Below are 23607 nucleotides of genomic sequence, written 5' to 3' on the forward strand. Positions count from 1 at the left end.
CCGGTGGGCAGGTATCCCGTCCGCCGCCCAAGCGCGACCCATAGCCGCCTTGCGGAGCGGCGCGAAGCGGGTATGTTGCGCGCCATTCTGGAAGAGTTCCAAACTGGCGCCCCATGTCCCATCTGCCTCCCGACCATCCCAAAGTTCCAGCGCAAAAAATTGGCGTCCTGCTGCTCAATCTCGGTACGCCCGACGCCACCGACTTCTGGAGCGTGCGGCGCTATCTCAAGGAGTTCCTGTCCGATCCGCGGGTGATCGAGACCAACAGGCTCCTGTGGTGGCCGATCCTCAATCTGGTGATCCTCAACTTCCGGCCGCAAAAGGCAGGGCACGCCTATGCGCAGATTTGGGACAAGGAGCGCAATGAAAGCCCGTTGCGCGTGATCACGCGGGCACAGACCGAGGCTCTGGCCGAGCGGATGAGCGGCGACGGCGTGATGGTCGAATATGCCATGCGCTACGGCAATCCTTCGACCCGCAGCGTGCTCGAGCGCATGCAGGCCGCAGGGTGCCAGAAGATTCTGCTTGTGCCGCTCTATCCGCAATATTCGGCGACCACGACGGCGACCGCAAACGACAAGGCGTTCGATGCGCTGCGAAACATGCGCTGGCAGCCGGCGGTGCGCACGGCTCCGGCCTATTTCGAGGACCCCAATTATATCGAGACCCTCGCCAATTCGATCCGCGACGGTGTCGCCGGGCTCGATTTCGAGCCGGATCTGGTGATCACCAGCTATCACGGCATGCCGGTCGAGTATCTCAAGAAAGGCGACCCGTACCACTGCCAGTGTTTCAAGACGACCCGGCTGGTGCGGGAGTATCTTGGCTGGCCCAAGGAAAAGCTGATGGTCACGTTCCAGAGCCGGTTTGGGCCAACCGAGTGGCTGCAGCCCTACACCGACAAGACGCTCGAGGAGTTGCCGGGCAGGGGCGTCAAGAAGGTGGCGATCCTGGCGCCGGCTTTTTCGGCCGATTGCATCGAGACGCTGGAAGAAATCGCCATGGGCGGCAAGGATACGTTCATGGAAGCGGGCGGGGAAAACTATGCCTACATTCCGTGCCTCAACGACAGTCCTGCCGGGATGGACATGATCGAAGCCATGGTGCGGCGCGAACTTGGTGGCTGGCTCTGAGCGCTACCAGCCGGGGCCCATGAAGTCGGGCGGGGTAGCCTGGATCTTGGCGGACCAGCCGACGAGCCAGGACGCATCGACCCAGCCGCTATCGGTGACAAGACACCAGCGATCGTTGCGGGTGCAATAATCGAGGCTGACCTCGGTGCCGTTGGGGATGCGGCCGATGATGCCATATCCCATGCCGGGGCCGGAGCGGACGGCGACATTGCCGCCGCTGACGCGCGCGGTGGGCGCTGCGAGGGCCGGGGTGAACGCCAGGGCGACAAGCGCCAGGGAAAAGACGATACGCATGGTGCCGCTCCGTTTGCCCGGCGCAGTATAGCGCAAGTGCCCCAAGCGGGAAGAGAGAACGGCCGCCCGGAGGCGACCGTTGCTGAGTAGATTATTCTGCGGCAACCACGATGCCGGGGGAATACACCACGGCGCGGTTGCTCATATCCACGAAGTAGACGCGGTCATTGGTGTAGAAGTAGCCATGGCTCGGATCGCCCTCGATGGGGTGGATCACGATGGCTTCGGGAACCGCGTAGCCGACATCGATGGTGCCGTCGATCACGACGGGATCGGTCGGGTGCATGCGGACATAATCGACCGAGGAGGCTTCTACGCCGCCGGCTGCGCCGATGGTGGCGCCGGTAAAGCCGCCGATGGCAGCGCCGATCGGCCCGAAGATCAGACCGCCGACAATGGCGCCGCTGACGCCACCTGCCGTGCCGCCGACGACGGCGCCGCCGGCTTCGGCTTCATTGGAATCCTTGATGATCTGGGCCTGGGCCAGGGTGGGGGCGAGCAGGGCTGCCGATGCAATGATTGGGATGATAAATTTCTTCATTTTCACTTCCTCTAGCTCTCGCTGTTGGCAATGGCGAAGAAATGGAGGAGAGCGGAATAGGTTCCGCGTTTTAACCTTACAAGAAGCTGACAAATCACTGATTTTAAACGCAAATATTTGAAATTCCATGGAAATGCAGGCGTGCGGAATTGCCGCCCGGCCCGGGGGACGGCGGTTGCGGAACGGGTAACGGGCGGCCGTTGACTCGGCCTGTTTAGGACAAGAGGGAGCCAAGGGCCGCCCGTCACGATCCGGATTTTGCCAGCGGGTCCGGTTCAGGCGCATCCATTATTTCAGGTGCGGCTGCCGCATTCATATCCCCGCCTGGACAGGCGCCCCCGTCCTCCGGCCATTCCGCCCGGCCCTGCGTGCGGGCCGCGTGATGGCGGAACACGGCCAGTATGAGGGTGGAGGCTGGTGGCGGGGATAAGTTTTTTGGCGGGTGGCCTTTCCGCTTTCCCATCCAATGACATCGTTGATGTAGGCGGCTGCAAGGTGAACGAGGACAAGAGTTTTGCTGAAAGGAGGAAGTGCGCTTCACGGGTGTTTCGAGGGGAAGCCGTCGGCGTCGAGCTTGAGCAGGCGCTCGCGCTCCTCGGCGGCCTTGCGTAACGCTTCGGCCTTGTAGTGGGCGTAGCGGGCCTCAAAAGTATTGCCGGCGGCGGTAAGCCGGGTGACGAGGATCTGCAGGTCGGCGAGGTAGAGCGGCTCGTCCTCGATCAGGAGGCGGAACTGGGGCATGCCGTGTTCGCGCTTGTAGAGGCGATTGGCGACAGAGATCATGCGATTGCAGGCGCGGATGGTCGCAAGCCCCAGCGCGCCGCTGGGTTTGGCAAAACGGATGACGTAGTTCATCGCCGCAACATCGCTTTGCAGGCGGTTGTAATTGACGATACGGCGGTCACTCAGACGGTTGGTTTCGGGCATTTCGCGCTCCTGTGCAACGCGCAAGGATACAGCCACGGCACGGAGCGGGGACAAGGAGGCGAGCGCGGGATGCGGGTGGTCCACTGGCTGTGGATGGCTTAGTAGCGCACCGGGCGTTTGGCGATGATTTCGGCAATGCGGGTGCCATCGGCGGCGGAGAGGTAACGGCCGCGTTCCAGAATCTCTAGGACGTATTCGTCGTATGTCAGACCGATCATCGCGGCGCGGCGGGCGCGAAGTTTTGCGATGTCCATCGGCGCATCGAAGGCGCGCTTTTTGGCAGCGGCCCATTCGAAATAACGGCCAATGCCGTTCTTGCCCCAGGGCGGGGTGTGGGTGTCGTCATCGTCGAGTGGCGGGCCGCCATTGGAGAGGGTGGACATGAGGGCAGGGTGGCGCGACAGCGAAGCGCGGGCAATGCGTTGTTTGGCGTAGGTCGGCCAATCGGATGGTACCGGGTGATCGGTCTTTGGGGGCGATATCCCGATCCCCACCTAGCCTCCCCTTGGGAAGGGGAGGGACGCTGCGGTTCTTGCCGGGGTTTTGGAGAGCCGCCGGAAGATCCCTCCCCCTGCCAGGGGGAGGCAAGGTGGGGGTTCACTTAGCCTGTGGTCCTGCTACGCTCCCGTGGGGGACGAAATGGACGATCAAACCACCTTCGCGCGAAAACTACGCCGGGACCAAACGCCGGCCGAGCGGCGGTTTTGGGTCTTGCTGCTGCCGTGGCGAACGGCCGGCTGGCACTTTCGGCGGCAGGCGCCGATCGGTCCATTCGTGGTGGATTTTGTCTGCAAGCGGGAGAAGTTGATCTTTGAGATCGATGGCGACAGCCATTATTTCGATGAGGGGATCGAGCGCGACATTGCGCGGACGGCGTATCTGCGGCGGCTTGGATATACCGTGGTGCGATTTAGCAATGATAATGTGCTGGACAGTGATGAAGGTGTGTTTGAGGCGCTGCGTAGGGTCTTGGGCGAGCCGGACCTAAGGAGCTAGGCAGCCCCAATTTCCGTTTCCTACTAGCGGCAATCGGGGACCGTCCTCGCGTGCAGGTTGGAAAAACCAGCCGCTCCAAAGGACCGAGGCTTGCATCTAGGGAACGCTCCTCTCAACCTCCTAGTATTGTCGACAAGTCTAAAACGGCCCGCCGAATTGATCGGTAATCATCAGGCGGCACTTCAAGAAGGTCGTCTTCTCCCGATTCCCCTTCGTCGAACATCAACGCTAATGGCGCTTTTGTCGTGTTGATCAAGTCCACATAGCATCCATAATCGAGCTTGTAGACATCGTACCGTCGTCCGGGATTGTCGCGATCAGACACATTTTTCTTTAAGATGTGTAGTAGCCTACTATCAAAGAGACGATCTATCCTGTCCTCTCGGATCTCACTTTGTAGTAGAAAAGCGCGTGCTCTACGATGGCCAATAACGTCGTCGATAATGTGATTTAGCAGCGATGATAGATCAGGATTGTTTTTGAGCACAGACGACTTGTCGCGCGAGTACCACTGTCGAGCACCAGATCTCACATGGTTTACAGAGATTGTTTCACCAAATGCTGCTCGTGCAACTTGTGATATCAAGTAAATTGCGTCTCGAGGCACGCCTTCAGATGCGCGAACGAACTCTTCAAAGACAGGAAACTGTTTGAATAACGCTTGTACCATTTGATCGGGGGTGGAGAATGCCGTGTCCACTGTCGAGCTCAGGTGTTTGAAAATTAGGCTTTTGAAAAATTCGACGGATCTAGAGCTGTCATTGTCGAACACCATAAAATCATCAAGGTTTAAGTCTGCGCCAGCATCTGCCCCAAGCTCAATGCCGATATACGCACCTTGTTCAAGCGGGAGCATAAAATCTGACCGATGCTCAATTGCAGCGATCTTAACTACAATATAGGGCGTCGGGAGGATTGTTCTCCGCAGCATATCGGCCAAATATGGTTGGAGCGCAACAGGTACCTCGCTCCACTCATCAAGTAGAAGCCAGACCTTGCTTAGCCCAAGTTCGTCAATGAGTCTGGAGAGCGTGTTCTGAATAGCGCCGAATTGAATATAGTATCTTTTACTACCAACTGTGCGTAGTGATTCTGCACGGGATAATACGGTATTATTTTCGCTTTTCGCTCCCCCTGTTGCACTGGGCGACGCTCCAAGCACTCCAGAGAAAGACCACCCCTTATTATTCGCCGTCTGCTCATTGTTATGAGTTTCGATTGTCGTTTCACCAACCACCCTCACCGACCCAATGACGTCCGCAAACGCATCAAAAGCTTTGGTTACGCTGACAGGACTATTGAGAAAACTATACTGCTGATTGGCTATCTCTAATAGACTGTCATGAATGGCCACCAATACATCCGTTAGAAGCGTGCTCGTTCTCTGCTCTAAAGGTATGTTTTGATCGGTGTATATGGATCCGTTCGAACCGATGGTTCTGAGATCGAGATACACAGAGACATCGCCAGCTTTTTCAACAGACTGAGCTAGGTAGCGTAAGGCGTGAGTTTTGCCAGTGCCGCGTCTACCAAAGACGACTTGATGATTATTGGTGCTAAGAAGAGCAAAGAGAGGTTCCGCATCGACAAACGTCTCAGTTAGTTTTTCCGCACTAGCCTTTTCAGCGCGTGTTTCAAATCCGATTAGAGATGACTGGATTTTTTTTAATTCTTCAGAAAGCATCTGCGACCGTCTGCTGCGTGGAAATACGTGTTTGATATTCGATGTATATTGCTATCGAACTGAAATTTGCACCTGATTTTGATTCCGTGTGACGACGCGGGTTGACTAAATGGGTAAGATGGTTGCGCAGTTCGGCTGGTTTTGGCTAAGAAGCTAATATTAGTAGGATATCGACTTTTATCCTTCGCAACCCAGTAAGCCAATCCAATATGGCATTCATGGTCTTCTTACCTCAGATCGGTGTATTGGAGCGATTTGTCGGCTGTCCAACTCCATCTCGCGCAACCGTTTGACCTCGTCGCCGAGCCTTGCAGCCTTCTCCGCCGTTCGAGCATAGCTCTCACGGCCCTTTCGACTAAAATCTCTCCACCGGAGAGATTTGCTGCTGCGCAGCCAGCTCGAAGTCCAAGAGTTGTAGGAAGCTCCTACGAGATCTCGCCGTCCAAAGTATCGAGTTCCATCTCGCGAAGGCGCTTGACCTCATCCCTGAGGCGGGCGGCCTTCTCAAACTCAAGGTTCGTCGCAGCTTCACGCATCTCGCGCTCAAGATCCTTGATGACCGTCGCCAGATTATCGCCGGTGACGACTTTTTCCTTGCCGTCTTTGCCTTTGCCGATTGAGACCGTGACGTGGTCTTGTTCGTAGACGCTGTCGACGATGTCGTTGATGCGGGCTTTGACGCTTTGGGGCGTGATGCCGTGTTCGAGGTTGTAGGCGATCTGCTTTTCTCGGCGGCGGGTGGTTTCGGCGAGGGCGCGTTCCATGGAGCCGGTTTCTTTGTCGGCGTAGAGGACGACCCTTCCATCGACGTTGCGCGCGGCGCGGCCGATGGTCTGGATGAGGGAGGTTTCGGAGCGGAGGAAACCTTCCTTGTCGGCGTCCAGAATGGCGACGAGACCGCATTCGGGGATGTCGAGGCCTTCGCGGAGGAGGTTGATGCCCACAAGAACATCGAATGCGCCGAGGCGCAAATCGCGGATGATTTCGATGCGCTCGATGGTGTCGACGTCCGAGTGCATGTAGCGGACCTTGATGCCCTGCTCGTGCATGTATTCGGTGAGGTCTTCGGCCATCTTCTTGGTCAGCACCGTGCAGAGGGTGCGATAGCCCCTGGCGATGGTCTGGCGGATCTCGTCGATGACGTCGTCCACCTGATGGGTGGCGGGGCGGATTTCGACCGGGGGATCGATGAGGCCGGTGGGGCGGATGACCTGTTCGGCAAAGACGCCGCCGGCCTGTTCCATTTCCCATGAGCCCGGAGTGGCCGAAACATAGACCGATTGCGGGCGCATGGCGTTCCACTCCTCGAAGCGGAGGGGGCGGTTGTCCATGCAGGAGGGGAGGCGGAAGCCGTATTCGGCCAGCGTCGCCTTGCGCCGAAGATCGCCGCGATACATGGCGCCGAGCTGGCCGATGGTGACGTGGGATTCGTCGACGAAGACCAAGGCATTGTCAGGGAGGTATTCGAACAGGGTCGGGGGCGGCTCGCCGGGTTTGCGGCCGGAAAAGTAGCGCGAATAGTTTTCGATGCCGGCGCAGGAGCCGGTGGCTTCCATCATTTCGAGATCGAACAGGGTGCGCTGTTCGAGGCGCTGGGCTTCAAGGAAGCGGCCGGCGCCGTTGAGCTCCTGAAGGCGCGCGGCGAGCTCGGAGCGGATCATCTTGATGGCGCCGGTGGTGGTGGCGCGGGGGGTGACGTGGTGGGAATTGGCGTAGATGCGGATGAATTTGCGCTCGCCCACGGTTTTTCCCGTGAGCGGATCGAACTCGACGATCTTTTCCACCTGATTGCCGAAGAGCGACACGCGCCAGGCGGCGTCCTCATAGTGGGACGGGAAGATTTCGACCGTATCGCCGCGGACGCGGAAGGAGCCGCGGGTGAAGCTCTGGTCGTTGCGCTTATATTGCAGGGCGACGAGCTTTTGCAGCATTTCGCGCTGGTCGATGCTGGCGCCCTGGTGAACGTCGACGATCATGGCGGAATAGCCTTCCACCGAACCGATGCCGTAGATGCACGAGACCGAGGCGACGATGATGACGTCATCTCGCTCCATCAGCGCCCGCGTCGCCGAGTGGCGCATGCGGTCGATCTGCTCGTTGATGGTGGATTCCTTTTCGATATAGGTGTCCGTGCGGGGCACATAGGCCTCCGGCTGATAATAGTCGTAGTAGGACACGAAATATTCGACGGCGTTGTCGGGGAAGAAGTGCTTGAACTCGCCATAGAGCTGGGCGGCTAGGGTCTTGTTGGGGGCAAGGATCAGGGCTGGGCGCTGGGTGCGCTGGATGGTCTGGGCGACGGTGAAGGTCTTGCCCGAGCCGGTGACGCCGAGGAGGACCTGGTCGGTTTCGCCGTTCTCGATGCCTTCGACAATGTCGGCGATGGCGGTGGGCTGGTCGCCGGCGGGGACGTAGTCGGTGGCGAGCTTGAAGGGGCGGCCGCCTTCGAGCTTTTCGGGACGCGTGGGACGGTGCGGCACCCAGGGGGAGGAGCCTTCGACCTCCTTGCGGCCGTGCAGAATGATCTGTTCGAGGGCCTTCACCGTGGCGGTGATGCCGACGGTCTGGGCGTTTTCGAGGGATTCGCCTTTGCGCGCCTTGTTCTTTTTGACAGAGGCAGCCAGAGCAGCGGCGATCTCGCCCTCGTCCTTCGAGACGGGGCTCTGCGCCTCCTCAGGTAGAGGACTTCTTACGACCCGCGAAGAGGGGACGTGGCCGAAGCCGGCTTGCGGGGCTTCGCCGAAGCCGTCGAAGTTGACGCGGTCGACGGAGTTGATCTTGGTCTTGCCGGACTTGGGCGCCATGCCGGTGGCGGTGTCGTAGTTCGCCTTGGTGGTGCGGCGCTTTTCAAGAGCGGTCTTCGGGGCCGCCGCTTCTTTTTCCTTAGCCTCGGCGCGGTCGAGAGCGCGCTTGTTCTTCATACGCTCTGCGTAAAGCGGCTTCGATGCCTGCAGGTCCTCGGCCTTTTCGATCTCGGCGAAGAACTCGTCGATGGAAAATTCGGCTTTGCCGGGGCGTGTGGACTTTGGGGCCATGGCTCTTCTCAGCAGGACGGGTGGGGCAGGAGAACCCTTAGATGGGTGTCCTGTCACGCATTGTCAGCAGGGGATCGGATCACGGCTGTTAACATATTGTGAACGGAAACGGAACGGGTGCGACCGCGCAGGTTTGTGAACCGGGATATGGAACGCAGACCCGTGGACAGGGATTTCCCCTGTAGTCGAAAGGAGATCAATCATGGACCACAGCAATCACGTGCGCCTTTCGAGCGCAGAACTGATCCCGTCCACGCTGGAAGGCGCAACGATTTACGGAGCCGGCGACGAAAAGGTCGGCAAGGTCGACCATATTCACGGCACCGGCATGGAAAGCACGGCCGTTGTCGATGTCGGCGGCTTTCTTGGCATCGGTGCTAAGCCGGTTGCGCTGCCGCTGCATGAACTCGAATTCATGCGCGACGAAAAGGGTGAGGTCCACGCGACGACATCCTGGACCAAGGATGAGCTCAAAGATCTTCCCGAGCATCGTCACTCGCACCACTGACGAAAAAAGGCCCGGCAATGCCGGGCCTTTTTCTTGCGCACCATTCAGTCTGGAGACCCAAGAGGGCGCGATGGGAGAGGCCTTGGCCGGTCCCGGTCTGCGTTCTGGGCATCGGCGGCACGCTGTTCGGCATCATCTGACATATGGGGACGTCCGTCCGGCCCCCGCACCGTCATGGGACGGGGCGGGGGTGTCTTTTTTGCATCCGCGTTCATGGCTGCCTCTCAATCGTAGGTGTCTTGATCGGCGCGAGCCGATAGCGGACCTTCGGCGCCGGGCATGTCCTCGGACTGTTGCTTGTGCGCGTCCTTGGCGCCGGTCTTGCTGCTGGAGCCGCGATCGGGCTGGGCAGTCTGTTTCTGCGCCTGATCGATCTGAGCCGGCTGAGCTGGGCCCTTGGGCTTTTGTTCATTCATGGCAGTCTCCTTTCAATGGGAAGCAACGGCGCGTCGGGGCAAAGGGTGCATCACAAGCTCGGGCGGTAACGCAGGCTTGGAGAGGGCTTGCTTTTGTGGTGCGCTCCACTACCACTCGGGTGAGTTTCTGCTGGACCCGGTCATGACCACACTGCCACTCGACCCGCAGCGCATTCGCGCACTTTTTCCTGCTTTCGAAGAGCCGAGCTTGCAAGGACAGGCATTTTTCGAGAATGCCGGCGGCTCCTATACGGCGCAGGCGGTGCTCGACCGGCTCGATCGCTACTATCGGCAGACCAAAGTGCAGCCCTATGGCGTTTATCCCGCTTCGATCGAGGCGGGCGAGGCGATGAACCTGGCCTATGAGCGGATCGCCCAGGCTTTCAATGTCAGCGCGGACTGGATCCACTTTGGGCCGTCCAGTTCGGCCAATAGCTATGTGCTGGGCAATGCGTTTGGGGGCTGGTTGAAGCCGGGCGACGCCATCGTGGTGACCAATCAGGATCACGAAGCAAATTCTGGCGCCTGGCGGCGGCTGGCGGAGCGGGGAATCGAGGTGCGCGAATGGGGCGTCGATCGCCAGACCGGGCGCCTGGCGCTTGCTGCACTGGATGCGGTGCTGGACGAGAAAGTGCGGCTCGTCGCAATGCCGCATTGCTCCAACGTAGTGGGAGAAATCAATCCGGTGGCAGAAGTCGCCGAACGGGTTCACGGGCTCGGTGCCGTTCTGGCAATGGATGGGGTCAGCTATGCGCCCCATGGTCTGCCCGATCTTGCGGCACTCGGGGCCGATATCTACCTGTTCTCGGCCTATAAGACCTATGGGCCACATCAGGGCGTCATGGCGGTGCGGCCGGAACTGGCTGCGCAACTGCCTAATCAGGGGCACTTTTTCAACGACGGCAAGCCGCGCTACCGGCTGACGCCAGCCGGACCAGACCACGCGCAGATCGCCGCTTGCGCCGGTATCGCCGACTATCTGGAACAGGTGGCCGAAATAGCCGGTTCCGGCAAGACGGATCCGTTCCGCCGGGCGCATGCTGCCATGCGCGCGCAGGAGGTAGCGCTGTCGCGGCCGCTGCTCGCCTATCTCGCCGAGCGGAATGACATGAAGCTGATCGGGCCGGCCGATCCGGACCTTCGGACGCCGACCATCGCCCTGCATCATGCAGAGCCGGGTGCGGCGGTTGCGCGGCGGCTTGCCGAGCACGGGATCATGGCTGCGGGGGGCAATTTCTACGCGTGGCGTCTGATGGAGGCGCTCGGCATCGACCCGCAGCACGGCGTCTTGCGCCTGAGCTTCGTCCATTACACGAGCCCGGAAGAAATCGAGAGTCTGATCAAGGCTTTGGATCGGGTGCTTTAGAGAATGAGTCCGGTGGCGCCGCGCATTTGGTCGGGCGCCAGGCGTTCCCTGCGCTTGATCGGAGTGGGCCTCTCAGCCCGCAGGGCTGTGCCCGCTGAGGGTGGTGGACGGACCCCCATCTGGTCTTCCCCTGAAAGGGGGAGGATAGGGGCTCTCTGTTGATGGTGTCTGGCTGAGCATTCTGCTGTCTTGCTTCAAGCGCTCCGCAGGCGAGCGCACCAAACGAGTGAAATGATATGTCGCGTCCCGTGGCGGCCCTGTTGCTGTTGTTTTGTACCATGTTCTGGGGGTTCGCCTTTGTGGCGCAGAAATCGGCCATGGGGTCGATGGGGCCGCTGAGTTTTGCCGGGGTGCGCTACATCATCGGCGGACTGCTGGTATTGCCGCTGGCGATCTGGGAATGGCGGCGGCGACGGACGGTTCTGAGCCCGGCGCAATGGGGACTTGTCGGGGTTCTCTGCCTCGCGTTCTTTTTCGGTTCATGGCTGCAGCAGGCGGGGCTGGCAACGACAACCGCGACCAATGCGGGGTTCCTGACGGGGCTCTACGTTTTCTTTGTGCCGGTGATCGGCTTTTTCGTGTTTCGCAGCCGCCCCCACCCGGTGGTCTATGTGGGCGTGCCGCTGGCGCTGATCGGCATCTACTTCCTCAATGGCGGGGGCATAGACAGCTTCAATGGCGGGGACTGGCTCGTCGTCATCAGTGCCGTCTTCTGGGCCATGCATGTGCTGACGTTGGGGCATCTGGCGCGGATAACGGGGCTGCCGATCTTTGTTTCGGCGATCAGCTTTCTTGTGGCGGGAACGTTGGCCACCGCCATTGCGGTGCCGCTCGAGGCCCCGACCATGGCGCAGATTTCGGGGGCGTGGATGCAGCTGGCCTATGCCGCCGTGCTGTCGACGGCCGTGGGCTTCACGCTGCAAGCCATCGGCCAGCAATATGTGCCCTCGGCCAATGCCGCGATCATCCTTTCGGCAGAGAGCCTGTTTGCCGCTCTGGGTGGCGCGCTGTTTTTGGGCGATCGCCTGCCCGCGGTGGGCTATGCGGGCGCCACATTGCTGTTCCTCGCCATCCTGATGGTGGAAGCGGTTCCCGCCCTGCTGGCGCGGCGGCGACCGGCCGAGATGAAGGCGACGAACTAGGCTCCGGCGCGCGGCACATGTCGAGCGGCCTTTTTTGTGGACCTGCGGAAAATAGGCTCGCTGCTCCGATCAGTCTGGGTCACAAGGAATGGGCGCTTCCGGGGCGGACCATGGCGAAACTCTATTTTTCATACGCGGCAATGAATGCCGGCAAATCGACCCTGCTGCTGCAGGCCGCGTATAATTATCGCGAACGGGGCATGCGGCCGCTGCTCTATACTTCGGCGCTTTATGCCGAAGGTGGGGTGGGGGTGATTTCCTCGCGCATCGGCATCAGCGAAGCGGCCGAGCTCTATGCGCCGGGCGATGATCTCTACCAGTCAATCCGGGATTTCCACGAGGAGTCCAAGGTCGATTGCGTCTTCGTGGACGAAGCGCAGTTCTTGACGCGCGAGCAGGTGTGGCAGCTGGCGCGCGTGGCCGATCGGCTCAATATTCCCATGATGTGCTATGGGCTGCGCACCGATTTCCAGGGCAAGCTCTTTCCCGGCTCCATGGAACTGCTGGCGATTGCGGACTCGCTGCGCGAGATTCGCACGATCTGCACCTGCGGAGCCAAGGCGACCATGGTGGTGCGCCAGGGCATGGATGGGCGCGTGCTGACCGATGGCGACCAGGTCGCGATCGAAAAATCGGTCTACCTCTCGCTTTGCCGCAAGCACTGGGAAGAAGAAGTGGGCCGCTGGCCAGTCAAGGGACCAGAATGATGCAGACGACACCTGGGGAACCGCGGGGGCAATTGACCATCCGCACGCTGGCGATGCCAGCGGACACCAATCCGGCCGGCGACATCTTCGGGGGCTGGGTGATGAGCCAGATGGACATCGCCGGGGCCATAGCGGCGGTGGAAGAGGTCAAGGGCCGGGTCGTGACCGTTGCCGTCGAGGCAATGACCTTTATCGCGCCGGTCAAGGTGGGGGACGTGCTCTGCGTCTACACAGTCATCGAACGGGTGGGGACAACCTCGATCACTATCGGTTTAGAGACCTGGGTACGGCGCGATCGGCTCGATGACCGGCAGAAGGTGACCGAGGGCCGCTTTGTTTATGTCTCGCTCGACGAGAACGGGCAGAAGCGGGTGATCGCCAGAAGCTGAACCGAGCCGTTCAGCCTGCGTTCAGCGGAGAGGTGACAATGGTTTACCTACATCAGTATCGTGTCCGGAGGGACGTTTCATGAAACTCGTCGCAGCTAGTGCCGCGTTGGCTATCGGACTTCTTGCGGGTGTCTCGTCGGCTTCCGCTGCGCCCGCTTTCGCCAATTCGGGAGCAGATGTGCGGCAGGGGCCGTCCTATGACAGCCCGGTGATCGGCTATGCGCCCCAGGGTGCCAAACTCGATGCGAACTGCGATCCGCGAGGCTGGTGCCAGGTGACGGGGACCGATCGCCGGAACAGCTTCGCCGGCTGGATGGAGTCGCGGTTTGTAACCTTTTCGGATGCCGGTATCGAGCCTGCGCCGCCGCGCGCGCCGCGTCCGCCGGCGCCGCAGCCATTTCCCGGCGGCAATAATGGCCCGAACTGGTCGTTCGACTTCAACTTCGGCAATCCCGTGCCGCCGCCACGTCCGCAGCCGCAGCCGCCCCGGCCGCAGCCGGTCTACGAGGAAGCGGGTGCGTGTTTCTTTACCGAGCGCAATTTCCGGGGCGCGAGCTTCTGCCTTGAAGAAGGGCAGCAATATGCGCGACTGCCGCGCGACTGGAACGATCGCATCCGCTCCGTTGAGGTCTATGGCGGAGCTTCTGTCGACCTGTGCAGCGACAACAATTTCTACGGCAACTGCGTGACGGTTCGGTCTGACACCGGGCGCCTGCCGAGCGGAGTGGAGCGTCGCGTCTCTTCGGTCGAAGTTTACTATTGAAGCCTTGGAAAGTGGATGAGCCCGGAACCCAACGGTATCGTGCTCGTTTTTCCAACATAATCATTCGCTTCGGACGATTGCGTCGCAGCCGGAGCCTGGAGGGTCAATCAATGAATCGTCACACGCGCAAGAATGTGCTCAATCTCGCTACCGGTGTCGCCGTCGCGGCGATGGCCGCAGTGGTGTTCCTGCCCGCTGCACAGGCAGCGCCCGGAACCGTCACCAGCAATGTGAATGTGCGCTCGGGTCCGGGCACGAATTTTGCCGTAGTCGACACAGCGCGCCGCGGCCAGCAGGTCGACGTGCAGCAGTGCCAGGGCTCCTGGTGCTATATCAGCAAGCCGGGTCCGGATGGCTGGGTTTCGGCCAATTATCTCAGCGCCAGCGGTGGTCCGGTCAATCCGAGCCAGCCTGGCCTGTCGTTCGGCTTCTCGGTCGGACCGGGTGGTCCGAACGTGAATATCGGTGTCGGCTCGCCGCGTCCGCCCGTCGTGGCTCCCGTGCCGGTGCAGGATGTGTGCTTTTATGACGGCAGCCGCTATCGCGGTGCGAGCTTCTGCATGTCGCCCGGCGAGAGCATTCCCGATCTCGGCCAGTGGGGCGACCGGATCTCGTCGCTCCAGAACGATGGCGGCTATTCGGTGCAGGTCTGTTCGGAATCGCGCTTCCGCAACTGCCGCACCTACACGACCAGCGCTGCCCAGCTCGGCGATTTCGACGACTACATCATCTCGATTCGTGTGCGCTAATTGCATCTGGCGCCGCCTAAAAGCGCGGCGCCGGCCTGCCGGCTCTTGGCCGGGAGCAAGCAACAAGGTAAGGTCCGCTCGCGTCTTCGCCAGCGGACTTTTTTTCATGAAGCTTTTTCAGACTATCGCCCTTGCCGCAGCTCTCGCCGTTTCGGCGCTCTCGCCCGCTTTAGCCGAGACCACCGGATCGCACGGCTGGAGCCGCGCGGAGCTGACGCTGCGCAGCGGTCCGGGTGCCGCCTATGACGTGACGGGGGCGATCCCCGGAGAAGTCGCGATCCGCATCGTGCGCTGCCAGGTGAACTGGTGCGTCGTCGATGGGGAAGGCCAGCGTGGCTGGACGAGCCGCGAACTCGTCAGCTTCGGACTGAATCCGCATAGCCCGCTTTTCGTGATTGCACCGGACCATCCCGATGCCGGGCCAGGGCTCGTGTGCTTTTATGAAGGCACCAGCTATAGCGGCGCTTCACTCTGCGGCAAGCCGGGGCAGGTGTTCAACGATCTCGCCCTTTACGGCTATGACAATCGCTTCCGCTCGGTCGAGGTGATCGGTTCGGTCAATGCCGCAGCCTGCCGGGACCGCAGCTTCCAATCTTATTGCGAGCGGATCGTCGAGAGCCAGCCGGTGCTCAATCAGTTTCTTGCGAGCAATCTTTCCTCGTTCCGCGTCTATGGTGGCGGCACGACGCGGCCGCTCGATACGTCCAGCCCGATCTCGTCGGAGCGCGGTGGCGACGGCGACGAGCAGTAGTCAGCACACCGGCCACGGGGCAGGAGCCGCGGCCACGGGTAGTCCTGACGAGGCGATGTAGCTCCGGATCAAACCACCGGGTCTAGCCCGAGGGACGCATGGTGGGCGTGACAACGCGTGCACCCCACAGCGAATGGTGCCTAGAGACAAGGGTCAGCTAGCGATATATTCCCGCATCGCCTCGGCTTCGTGCTCGACTTCCTCGATCTTGAGCTTGACCACGTCGCCGATGGAAATGATGCCCGCCAGACGGTCGCTCTCGACCACAGGCATGTGCCGGATGCGGCTGCGGGTCATGCCCTCCATCACCTCGGCTATGGACGTTGTTCGCCTGGCCACGATGATGTCCCGGGTCATGACCGTGCCGAGAGGGATAGTCAGCGCCGTTCCCGGCGAAGCTTTGCCAAGCTGGCGGACGATGTCGCGCTCGGACACGATGCCGAGCACGGTGCCAGACGAACTGACGACAACCACGGCACCGACGTTGTGAGTGTTGAGCAGGGCGACAGCGTCTGCCAGCGTGTGGCTCTCGCCGAGCGTGTAAACGGCCGTACCCTTGGTCTGCAGGATGGTATCGACATTCATGGCCTGGTCCTCCTTGCGGAGAGAGTTTGCGCCTCTCTAGCCAACCAGGCAAGAAAAATGGCCAGCCTTGCGGCTGGCCAGGAGGACTTTGGAGGAAAGCTGCAGCGCCTGGGCAGGGCGCTGGCCGATCGGTCAGCGAGCAGACTTGCCGCTTGACCAATTGGTTGGACGCCGGCGTTGCGGCGTCATGTCCGGAATGCGGTTGCGCCAGGCAAAACGGCCGACTTCAAACATCATGACGGCCATGAGGAGCGTTACCGGGACCATGAAGACCGCGATCTGCGTATCGGGCTGCTGCGCGAGATCTGCGGCGGCCGCCGGAACGGCGCCGGTGACTGCCGCGACACCGCCGCCAAGTACGGCGGCAAGGCCGGTGGCAATGGCAGCCTTGCGGCTCAAGTTCCGGGGCTTGGGAGACGGGGTATCTTGCATGGGACCAGCGTCGTGTTCGATTAACTCGGGGCCAATGAACCACTCAAATGAGGTTCCTCTGTGACCCAATAGGGAGCCGGGCTGATCTTTTGCCGGCGGAAGTGTGGCGCGGAAAACGGAGCAGTTGCCGCTTTGCCCGCCGTTGCCTAATGATGCACGCGAATTTGGAGACAGAAATGGCCTTTCTTTCGGATGCACTTGGGCGCGTGGCACCATCGGCCACGGTAGCAATCAGCCAAAAGGCGCGCGTATTGGCGCAGGAGGGCCGCGACATCATCGCCCTTTCAGCCGGCGAGCCCGATTTCGACACTCCCGTGCATGTGCGGGACGCCGCCAAGGCAGCCATGGACCAAGGCAAGACGCGCTATACCAATGTCGACGGCATTGCCGAGCTCAAGGAGACCGTTGCCCGAAAGTTCAAGCGGGACAATGGGCTCGACGTTTCGGCGGCCGATTGCTTCGTCTCCTCGGGCGGCAAGCAGATCATTTTCAATGCCTTGATGGCGACGCTCAATCCGGGCGACGAGGTCGTGATCCCCGTTCCCTATTGGGTGAGCTATCCCGAAATCGTGCGGCTCTGCGGGGCCGAACCGGTTTTTGCCCGCGCCGATGCGGCGACCGGGTTCAAGCTGGCGCCGGACGTGCTCGAGGCCGCGATCAGTCCGCGTACCAAGTGGCTGATCCTCAATACGCCATCCAATCCCACCGGCGCGGCTTACAGCGAAGACGAGCTCAAGGCGCTCGCCGCGGTGCTGATGCAGCACCCGCATGTTCATGTGCTGACCGACGACATCTATGAAGTGCTGGTCTATGACGACCGGCGCTTTGCCACGCTGGCGCAGGTGGAGCCGGCGCTGCAGGAGCGCACGCTGACCATGAACGGCGTTTCGAAGTCTCATGCGATGACCGGCTGGCGCATCGGCTATTGTACGGGTCCGCGGCCGCTCCTAGCCGCCATGACCAAGCTGCAAAGCCAATCGACCACCAATCCCTCCTCCATCTCGCAATGGGCAGCCGTGGCTGCGCTGGAGGGACCCCAGGATTTCCTTGGCGAATGGCGTCAGGTGTTCCAGAACCGGCGCGACATGGTGGTGGCTGGGCTGAATGCCAATACCGGTCTCGACTGCCTCACGCCCGAGGGGGCGTTCTATGTTTTCCCATCGTGCCAGAGGTTGCTGGGGAAAAAGAGCGCTGGGGGCAGGGTGCTCGCGACAGACGAAGACTTCGTTCTCGGGCTGCTCGAGGAGACTGGCGTGGCGCTCGTGCATGGGACGGCCTTCGGGCTCGCCGGCCACTTCCGGCTCAGCTATGCGGCGAGCGAGGCGGAACTCACCGAGGCCGTCAAGCGTATCCAGCAGTTCTGCGCTGGCATCGCCTGAGGGCGCTGTGTCACCAATTGCCGAGCAGGCCGGCAAGACCCGTTCCGGTCTTGCCGGTGCCTGAGCCGCCCAACTGATCGAGCATGGATAAGAGCTTGTTCGAGGTCGCGTAATTGGCGACGGCCGCTTCGTAGAGCTTGTCCGACCAGCCGGCCGCGAGGCGCTCTTCGGGGCTGAGCGAGGAAAAGGCTGCGATCACGTTCTGGCTGAAGGCGGTGGGATCGCCTGACTGACTAGCAGACTTGAGGCCCGCCATCAGGGCAGCGCTCGACTTGGTGCGCAGGTTCGCCTTGGCGGCCTGGATTTCCTGGGTCGAGAACTGATCGCCCTCGTTGAGCACGATGGCCGAAAGGGTGCGGCTCGACAGTCCGGAGAGATCGACCGCGTTGGCGGGCGAAGCGCCGGGCTTGAACGAGGGAATGCGGCCATTTGCCGTGATGGCTGCGTAGCGCTGATCGAGCGCTGTGCGGGCATTGGCAGCAAGCGTATCAAGGCTCTGGTCGAGCGCGCCGCGCATGTCGACGAGCTGGATATAAAGAGCCACGGGATCGTCTTCGCCGGCTTGCGGGAGTTTACCCGGCGCTTTCTCCAGTTGCTTGAGGCCGTCGGCAACGGCGCTGCGCGAAGCTTGCCAATCTGCGCTGGCCTTTTCTTCGGGGCCCAGGCTGTCGAGGAAGGACGCGGCGGCCGTGTAGAGGCTGGTGAAATCGCCGGTGACCTTGGCGATGGCATGGGGGCCGGAAAGGGCGGCCTCGAGGCGGCGCTGCATTTCGAGTTCCGCCGCCTCGCGCTCGTCGGCCGAAAAGCTTGAATCACTGGCGATAGCGTAGATCTCGCGCGCATCGATGGTCGAGAGATCGAGGGCCAGTTGACCCTTCTCGAGCGGGGTGGTGCGACCGGCGGCTTTGAGAAGGCCGGTGAGTTTGCTGCGCGCCTCGGCCAGAACGCCGGCAAAAGACTTCTCGCTCAGGGCGGCCTTGGCTTCTTCGGAGAGCGTGACCGATGTGGCGCTGGTTTCAGCGGTGCTGTGGGTCGCGTTCGAAGATGCGGCAGAAGTCCTGGCCATGCTTGCGGCGCTGCCGGTCCGATAGGCGGAATAGTAGGTGTTGGTGACAGCAACCATGGCAGAGCTCCTTGCTCCGCATGAGGATGCAAGGGGCGTGCCGCAAAATTTCGTCGTGGAATCAAGGGGCGGTAGGCGCAGGGAAAGGGCAGTGGGCAAGTCTTGCCCGGCAAATCCAGACCGGGAACAAAGAGGCCTCGCCCGAGGGGATGGGCGAGGCCAGGGGTCGTCGGCAAGGCCGCTGACCTTGGAGGGGCGGCCACCACGATTGCCGCCTTCGCCACCACTATCTGCCTGCTCTCGAATCGGCACAAACGCCGAATGGGAAGAGCAGCCATGCAGAAATGGAGCGCAAAAAAAAGAGGCTCCAACCGAAGTTGGAGCCTGATGATAGGGCCGAAGCCAAATCCAAAGTTTTGCCCGGGCACAAGGGAGGAGGATTTGCGCCGAGCGGGTGGACATCAACCGAGGGAGGAGGATTCGGTTGCTGTCCGGTGCCGAGCGTCGCGGGTCCTAGGGAGGAGGAAAAGGAGCGGCGTCGCATCGACAAGACCGAATATAGATTTTGACCTTCTGGTCAGCAATGCACGATGTGACATGTCAGCTATGCATTAGGCACAGCGACAATGTGTCCAAAAATTGGGCAACTTGTATGGGAGTTGGGATTGATGATGCTTTGGGCAAAAAAAGAGGCTCCAACCGAGGTTGGAGCCTGATGACTGGGCCGAAGCCAAATCGAAAGTGGGGCAGAGGCAAGGGAGGAGGAAATGCCATCTGCCGTGAGCTTTGGATCAGGGAGGAGGAAGATCCGCAGCTCGATGTCGCGATACGGGGTCCGAGGGAGGAGGAGTTCGGAGCGCGTCTCAGCGACACGACCTATATGAACTCTACCGGTTCAGTAGGCAATGCCGAGACTGACATGTCAGCCATGCATTTTTGCATAGCCGAGCGTGGGTGCACGGTTTCAGACGCAACGCTGCTCCATGAGGAAGGTTGCGCGGTATTCTGGGAGGAGGGCAAAAAGAAAGGCTTCGCCCGAGGGGAGAGCGAAGCCTTAGGAGGGTGCGGGCAGAGCCCGCTAGGAGGGAACGCAGCGCGATGCAAGGGAGGAGGAGAAACATCCGCGCTGTGATGTGCTCGATATATGGGCTCGGTGCCCATTCGCCAACCAGGTTGCTGACATGTCAGATATGCGGTTTGTGCATGCGAGGGGAAATTCTGTAGCGGAAACAACGTACATAGCGTCACGTGTGGCGGACTGACGCATGGTGAGATTTTCCTCTGCTTACGAGGAGCCCTGCCGCTGCATTACGCAATCTTCAACGGGTGCCGAGCAAGTGGCCGATCGCGGCGTCGAGTTCGCCGAGATGGGCGATGCGCCGATAGCGCGGATCGTTGAGCGGCTCTTCGGCATGCTCATACGCCCAGGTGAGGTCGTGGGGCACATAGATGGCAAATGCCCCAGCAGCGAGTGCGGGAACAATGTCGGAGCGGAGGGAGTTGCCGATCATCACCGTATTCTCGGCGCCCTCGGTGTGCCGCGCGAAGATGCGCTCGTAGGTTGCCTTGTCCTTGGCCGCGGTGATTTCGACGGCTGCAAAATATTCGGCGAGGCCGGAGGCGGAGAGTTTGCGCTCCTGATCAAAGATGTCGCCCTTGGTGATCAGGATGAGGCGGAATCGATCGGCCAGCGAAGCGAGCGCCTGATCGACATAGGGCAGGGTCTCGATTGGGTAGGTGAGCAGTTCCCGGCCAGCAGCGAGAATTTCGGCGATGACGGTTCCGGGCACGCGGTGGTCCGTCACCTCAAGAGCGGTTTCGACCATGGATAGGGCAAAGCCCTTCATGCCGAAGCCGTAGAACTGGAGATTGCGCGTGACCGCGGCGATCAGGCGCTCTTTGAGATCGGGACGATCGGTGTAATCACGCAGAAGATCGGCAAAGCGCTGCTCGGTGAGGCGGAAGAACTGCTCGTTTTGCCAGAGCGTGTCATCGGCATCGAAGGCGATGGTGGTGATGCGCGGCAATTTTCGGTCTCCTGCCGGAGCCTAGAAGCTCCACTCGCGGGCCTTGGACACCAGAAAATCGCGGAAGACGCCAACGCGCTTGGAATTCTTGAGGGCAGGGGGATAAACGAAGTAGGCTTCGTAGGCCGGCAATTCGACCTCGGGCAGCACGCGCACGAGCCCGTCGGTTTCCTCGGTGACATAGGCGGGAAGCATGGCAATGCCTATGCCAGCGCTGCAGGCCTGCTTCATGCCGTAGATGGCGTTGACCTTGAGCACGGCGCGACGCGGGCTGGAATCAGAGCGGCCGAGACGCTCGAGGTGGTTGATGTCCCCGAGATAGGAGGGCACAGGCTCGCCGAAGCTGATGATCCGGTGATTGTCGAGATCTTCGACCGAGCGCGGCATGCCATGTTCGTCGACATAGCGATTGCTGGCGTAGAAGTAATTGTGGACCGTGAACAGCTTGCGCTGGATCATTTCGGACTGGTTGGGCCGGTGCAGGCGGATGGCGACGTCGGCTTCGCGCATGGCGAGATCGAGTTCGGCATCGTTGAGACGGATTTCGAGCTGGATCAGGGGATAGAGCTTGAGAAATTCGTCGAGGCGCGAGCTGAGCCAGGTGGAGCCGATCCCCACGGTGGTCGTGACGATCAGCGGGCCGGTCGGCTCGTCCTGGCTCTCGGACATCTGCGTTTCGACCTGCTGCAGCTCCCAATGCATGCGATGGGCGGTGCGGAAGAGCTGTTCGCCCACTTCGGTGAGGACGAGGCCACGGGCGTGGCGGATGAAGAGTTTCAAGGACAGGTCGTCTTCAAGGGCCGAAATCTGACGGCTGACGGCCGACTGGCTCATGCCCAGCTTTTCGGCCGCATGCGTGAAGCTGCCCGACTCTGCAGCGGTGTGGAAGATACGGAGCTTGTCCCAGTCGAGCATTTCTTGACGCTTTCTTGTGTACGGTCAGCCAGTCAGCAGGTGGCTCGACCTATCCGAGCTTCGAGCAGCCATTGTGACGATGATCCACTTTTGCCCGGACATGCTGTCGCAGCCTATTCTGCCGCTTCGGCGAGTTCGTGTTCCGCGAGGAAGCGCTCTGCATCGAGCGCTGCCATGCAGCCCATGCCGGCCGCGGTGACGGCCTGACGATAGACATCGTCGGTCACATCGCCCGCGGCAAAGACGCCGGGGATATTGGTTTCAGTCGTGCCGGGCTTCACCTGCAGGTAGCCGCCCGGTTTCATGTCGAGCTTGCCGGCAAAGACGGCTGTGGCGGGCGCATGGCCGATGGCGACGAAGACGCCATCAATGGGCTGCTCATAGGTGCGGCCGGTGGCATTGTCCTTGAGCGTAACCGAATTGACTGAAGGGGGCATGGGAGAGCCGCCGACCTCGACGACCTCGGTGTGCCAGCGCACTTCGATCTTGGGGTTCTTGAAGAGGCGTTCCTGCAGGATGCGCTCGGCGCGGAATTCACCACGACGATGCACCATGATCACCTTCTCGGCAAAATTTGTGAGGAAGAGGGCTTCTTCCACCGCCGTATTGCCGCCGCCCACAACAAGTACCTGCTTGCCGCGGTAAAAGAAACCGTCGCATGTGGCGCAGGCGGAGACGCCAAAGCCCTGGAATTTCTGCTCGGACGGCAGACCCAGCCACTTGGCCTGAGCGCCGGTGGCGATGATGAGGCTATCGGCGGTGTAGGTGTCGCCGCTATCGCCCGTGAGCACGAAGGGGCGGCGGTCGAAATCGACATGGGTGATGATGTCGTTGACCATGCGCGTGCCGACATGCTCGGCCTGAGCTTTCATCTGATCCATGAGCCAGGGCCCCTGGATGACGTCGGCAAAGCCGGGATAGTTTTCGACATCGGTGGTGATGGTGAGCTGGCCACCGGGCTGAAGCCCCTGGATCATTACCGGTTCGAGCATGGCGCGCGCGGCATAGATCGCAGCCGTATAGCCGGCCGGACCGGACCCGATGATGATGACTTTCGCGTGCATCGCGACGCCTCTTTGCAAGCTGGATTGCTCCCTCGCCCTCTACTTAAGAGGCGAAGGGGGATTGTTTCAAGGCAATCATGAAAACGGGTCCCGATGGGACCCGTCAAAATGCCGGAAAGTCACAGTATATCGCGGCAGGCTCAGAAATTACGCTTCAGACGTAGCGAACCTTGAGGATTTCGTAGCTGCGGGCGCCGCCGGGCGCTGCCACTTCAAACGAATCGCCTTCGGACTTGCCGATCATGGCGCGAGCGATGGGCGAGGAGATGGAGATGCGGCCAGCGGAAGCATCGGCTTCCGGATCGCCCACGACCTGGTAGGTCTTTTCTTCCTCGGTGTCCTCGTCGATATAGGTCACCGTGGCGCCGAACTTGACCGAAGTGCCCGAGAGCTTGCTGACATCGATGATATCGGCAAGGGCGAGCATGGTCTCGAGTTCCTTGATGCGGCCTTCATTGAGGCTCTGCTGTTCCTTGGCGGCGGAATATTCAGCGTTTTCAGACAGGTCCCCATGAGCACGCGCTTCTGCGATCGCATCGATGATGCGCCGGCGTTCGTTGGAGGTGCGGTGCTCGAATTCCGCGGTCAGGGCCTTGTGCCCCTGAACTGTCATTGGGATCTTGTCCATGTCGTCTGCCTCCAATGGGCATGGCAAATGAATCCGGCGCGCCCTGACGAATCCACTGGACCGCCACTGCGCGCCTTGATCAGGTTGTGGGTGGGCGCGATCGTGGATCGCTA

The 23607-nt window shown here is 60.9% G+C and carries 25 protein-coding genes; 11 read left to right on the forward strand and 14 right to left on the reverse strand.

The window, feature by feature from the left end; all coding sequences use genetic code 11:
• The first annotated feature begins 113 nt into the window (after nucleotides 1–113).
• Nucleotides 114–1133 carry a ferrochelatase gene (hemH, locus tag BM364_RS04205; protein WP_092421295.1) on the forward strand — a complete coding sequence of 340 codons (1020 nt, stop codon included), beginning with the start codon at nucleotides 114–116 and terminating at the stop codon, nucleotides 1131–1133.
• Between the two features lie 3 nt (nucleotides 1134–1136).
• On the opposite strand, the gene BM364_RS04210 is transcribed toward hemH, so the two are convergent.
• The 4 genes from BM364_RS04210 to BM364_RS04225 form a co-directional block, all read right to left on the reverse strand.
• On the reverse strand, nucleotides 1137–1427 hold the full coding sequence (locus BM364_RS04210) for an SH3 domain-containing protein (protein ID WP_139232476.1): 291 nt from the start codon (nucleotides 1425–1427) through the stop codon (nucleotides 1137–1139).
• Between the two features lie 91 nt (nucleotides 1428–1518).
• Nucleotides 1519–1968: a DUF1236 domain-containing protein gene (locus BM364_RS18350; RefSeq protein WP_175528455.1), complete on the reverse strand. Its 450-nt coding sequence runs from the start codon at nucleotides 1966–1968 to the stop codon at nucleotides 1519–1521.
• A gap of 537 nt (nucleotides 1969–2505) precedes the next feature.
• Entirely contained in the window at nucleotides 2506–2895 is a 390-nt protein-coding gene (locus BM364_RS04220; RefSeq protein WP_139232477.1) for a hypothetical protein, read from the reverse strand.
• 98 nt (nucleotides 2896–2993) lie between these two features.
• Nucleotides 2994–3389 carry a hypothetical protein gene (locus tag BM364_RS04225; RefSeq protein ID WP_244542762.1) on the reverse strand — a complete coding sequence of 132 codons (396 nt, stop codon included), beginning with the start codon at nucleotides 3387–3389 and terminating at the stop codon, nucleotides 2994–2996.
• A gap of 145 nt (nucleotides 3390–3534) precedes the next feature.
• On the opposite strand from BM364_RS04225, the gene BM364_RS04230 reads away from it, so the two are divergent.
• Nucleotides 3535–3891: an endonuclease domain-containing protein gene (locus tag BM364_RS04230; RefSeq protein ID WP_092421311.1), complete on the forward strand. Its 357-nt coding sequence runs from the start codon at nucleotides 3535–3537 to the stop codon at nucleotides 3889–3891.
• A gap of 112 nt (nucleotides 3892–4003) precedes the next feature.
• Here the strand turns inward: BM364_RS04230 and BM364_RS04235 are convergent, their stop codons facing one another.
• Both BM364_RS04235 and uvrB read right to left on the reverse strand, forming a co-directional pair.
• Nucleotides 4004–5575, reverse strand: coding sequence for an ORC-CDC6 family AAA ATPase (locus tag BM364_RS04235; protein ID WP_092421312.1), 1572 nt, complete (start codon nucleotides 5573–5575; stop codon nucleotides 4004–4006).
• Nucleotides 5576–6000: 425 nt separating this feature from the next.
• Complete coding sequence (gene uvrB / locus BM364_RS04240; protein ID WP_425284875.1) at nucleotides 6001–8379, reverse strand: excinuclease ABC subunit UvrB; 2379 nt, start codon at nucleotides 8377–8379, stop codon at nucleotides 6001–6003.
• A 433-nt stretch (nucleotides 8380–8812) separates the two neighbouring features.
• On the opposite strand from uvrB, the gene BM364_RS04245 reads away from it, so the two are divergent.
• Nucleotides 8813–9118 carry a PRC-barrel domain-containing protein gene (locus tag BM364_RS04245; RefSeq protein ID WP_092421314.1) on the forward strand — a complete coding sequence of 102 codons (306 nt, stop codon included), beginning with the start codon at nucleotides 8813–8815 and terminating at the stop codon, nucleotides 9116–9118.
• Nucleotides 9119–9342: 224 nt separating this feature from the next.
• On the opposite strand, the gene BM364_RS04250 is transcribed toward BM364_RS04245, so the two are convergent.
• Nucleotides 9343–9534, reverse strand: a complete 192-nt coding sequence (locus tag BM364_RS04250; RefSeq protein WP_092421316.1) for a hypothetical protein — start codon at nucleotides 9532–9534, stop codon at nucleotides 9343–9345.
• Between the two features lie 142 nt (nucleotides 9535–9676).
• On the opposite strand from BM364_RS04250, the gene BM364_RS04255 reads away from it, so the two are divergent.
• The 7 genes from BM364_RS04255 (at nucleotide 9677) to BM364_RS04285 (ending at nucleotide 15401) form a co-directional block, all read left to right on the forward strand.
• Complete coding sequence (locus BM364_RS04255) at nucleotides 9677–10900, forward strand: aminotransferase class V-fold PLP-dependent enzyme (protein ID WP_092421317.1); 1224 nt, start codon at nucleotides 9677–9679, stop codon at nucleotides 10898–10900.
• Nucleotides 10901–11136: 236 nt separating this feature from the next.
• Nucleotides 11137–12042, forward strand: coding sequence for a DMT family transporter (locus tag BM364_RS04260; RefSeq protein ID WP_092421318.1), 906 nt, complete (start codon nucleotides 11137–11139; stop codon nucleotides 12040–12042).
• A 110-nt stretch (nucleotides 12043–12152) separates the two neighbouring features.
• A complete protein-coding gene (locus tag BM364_RS04265; RefSeq protein WP_092421319.1) occupies nucleotides 12153–12749 on the forward strand; it encodes a thymidine kinase in 597 nt (198 codons plus the stop codon).
• The gene (locus BM364_RS04270) at nucleotides 12746–13138 is read left to right on the forward strand and encodes an acyl-CoA thioesterase (protein ID WP_092421320.1); all 393 of its coding nucleotides are present in this window, start codon (nucleotides 12746–12748) and stop codon (nucleotides 13136–13138) included. Before BM364_RS04265 ends, BM364_RS04270 begins: the two co-directional genes overlap by 4 nt.
• A 79-nt stretch (nucleotides 13139–13217) precedes the next feature.
• Nucleotides 13218–13901, forward strand: coding sequence for a beta/gamma crystallin domain-containing protein (locus tag BM364_RS04275; protein ID WP_092421322.1), 684 nt, complete (start codon nucleotides 13218–13220; stop codon nucleotides 13899–13901).
• Nucleotides 13902–14011: 110 nt separating this feature from the next.
• Entirely contained in the window at nucleotides 14012–14650 is a 639-nt protein-coding gene (locus BM364_RS04280; RefSeq protein ID WP_092421324.1) for an SH3 domain-containing protein, read from the forward strand.
• A 106-nt stretch (nucleotides 14651–14756) separates the two neighbouring features.
• Nucleotides 14757–15401 (forward strand): SH3 domain-containing protein, encoded by a 645-nt coding sequence (locus tag BM364_RS04285; protein WP_175528456.1) that lies wholly within the window; start codon nucleotides 14757–14759, stop codon nucleotides 15399–15401.
• A gap of 153 nt (nucleotides 15402–15554) precedes the next feature.
• Here BM364_RS04285 and BM364_RS04290 read toward each other — a convergent pair whose 3' ends face one another.
• Nucleotides 15555–15986 (reverse strand): CBS domain-containing protein, encoded by a 432-nt coding sequence (locus BM364_RS04290; RefSeq protein WP_092421328.1) that lies wholly within the window; start codon nucleotides 15984–15986, stop codon nucleotides 15555–15557.
• A 132-nt stretch (nucleotides 15987–16118) separates the two neighbouring features.
• Entirely contained in the window at nucleotides 16119–16418 is a 300-nt protein-coding gene (locus tag BM364_RS04295; RefSeq protein WP_092421330.1) for a hypothetical protein, read from the reverse strand.
• Nucleotides 16419–16594: 176 nt separating this feature from the next.
• Between BM364_RS04295 and BM364_RS04300 the strand changes: the two genes are divergently transcribed.
• Entirely contained in the window at nucleotides 16595–17797 is a 1203-nt protein-coding gene (locus tag BM364_RS04300; RefSeq protein ID WP_092423861.1) for a pyridoxal phosphate-dependent aminotransferase, read from the forward strand.
• Between the two features lie 10 nt (nucleotides 17798–17807).
• Here BM364_RS04300 and BM364_RS04305 read toward each other — a convergent pair whose 3' ends face one another.
• The 5 genes from BM364_RS04305 to greA all read right to left on the reverse strand — a co-directional run bounded on the left by BM364_RS04305 (nucleotide 17808) and on the right by greA (nucleotide 23494).
• The gene (locus BM364_RS04305) at nucleotides 17808–18920 is read right to left on the reverse strand and encodes a hypothetical protein (RefSeq protein WP_092421332.1); all 1113 of its coding nucleotides are present in this window, start codon (nucleotides 18918–18920) and stop codon (nucleotides 17808–17810) included.
• 1259 nt (nucleotides 18921–20179) lie between these two features.
• Complete coding sequence (locus tag BM364_RS04315; protein WP_092421336.1) at nucleotides 20180–20887, reverse strand: HAD family hydrolase; 708 nt, start codon at nucleotides 20885–20887, stop codon at nucleotides 20180–20182.
• Between the two features lie 21 nt (nucleotides 20888–20908).
• The gene (locus tag BM364_RS04320; RefSeq protein WP_092421338.1) at nucleotides 20909–21802 is read right to left on the reverse strand and encodes a LysR family transcriptional regulator; all 894 of its coding nucleotides are present in this window, start codon (nucleotides 21800–21802) and stop codon (nucleotides 20909–20911) included.
• 113 nt (nucleotides 21803–21915) lie between these two features.
• Nucleotides 21916–22866, reverse strand: a complete 951-nt coding sequence (trxB, locus tag BM364_RS04325) for a thioredoxin-disulfide reductase (protein ID WP_092421340.1) — start codon at nucleotides 22864–22866, stop codon at nucleotides 21916–21918.
• A gap of 154 nt (nucleotides 22867–23020) precedes the next feature.
• Nucleotides 23021–23494: a transcription elongation factor GreA gene (greA, locus tag BM364_RS04330; protein WP_092421342.1), complete on the reverse strand. Its 474-nt coding sequence runs from the start codon at nucleotides 23492–23494 to the stop codon at nucleotides 23021–23023.
• Between the last annotated feature and the right edge of the window lie 113 nt (nucleotides 23495–23607).

The organism is Devosia crocina, from assembly GCF_900116545.1.
In the GTDB taxonomy this organism is placed as follows: Bacteria; Pseudomonadota; Alphaproteobacteria; order Rhizobiales; family Devosiaceae; genus Devosia; species Devosia crocina.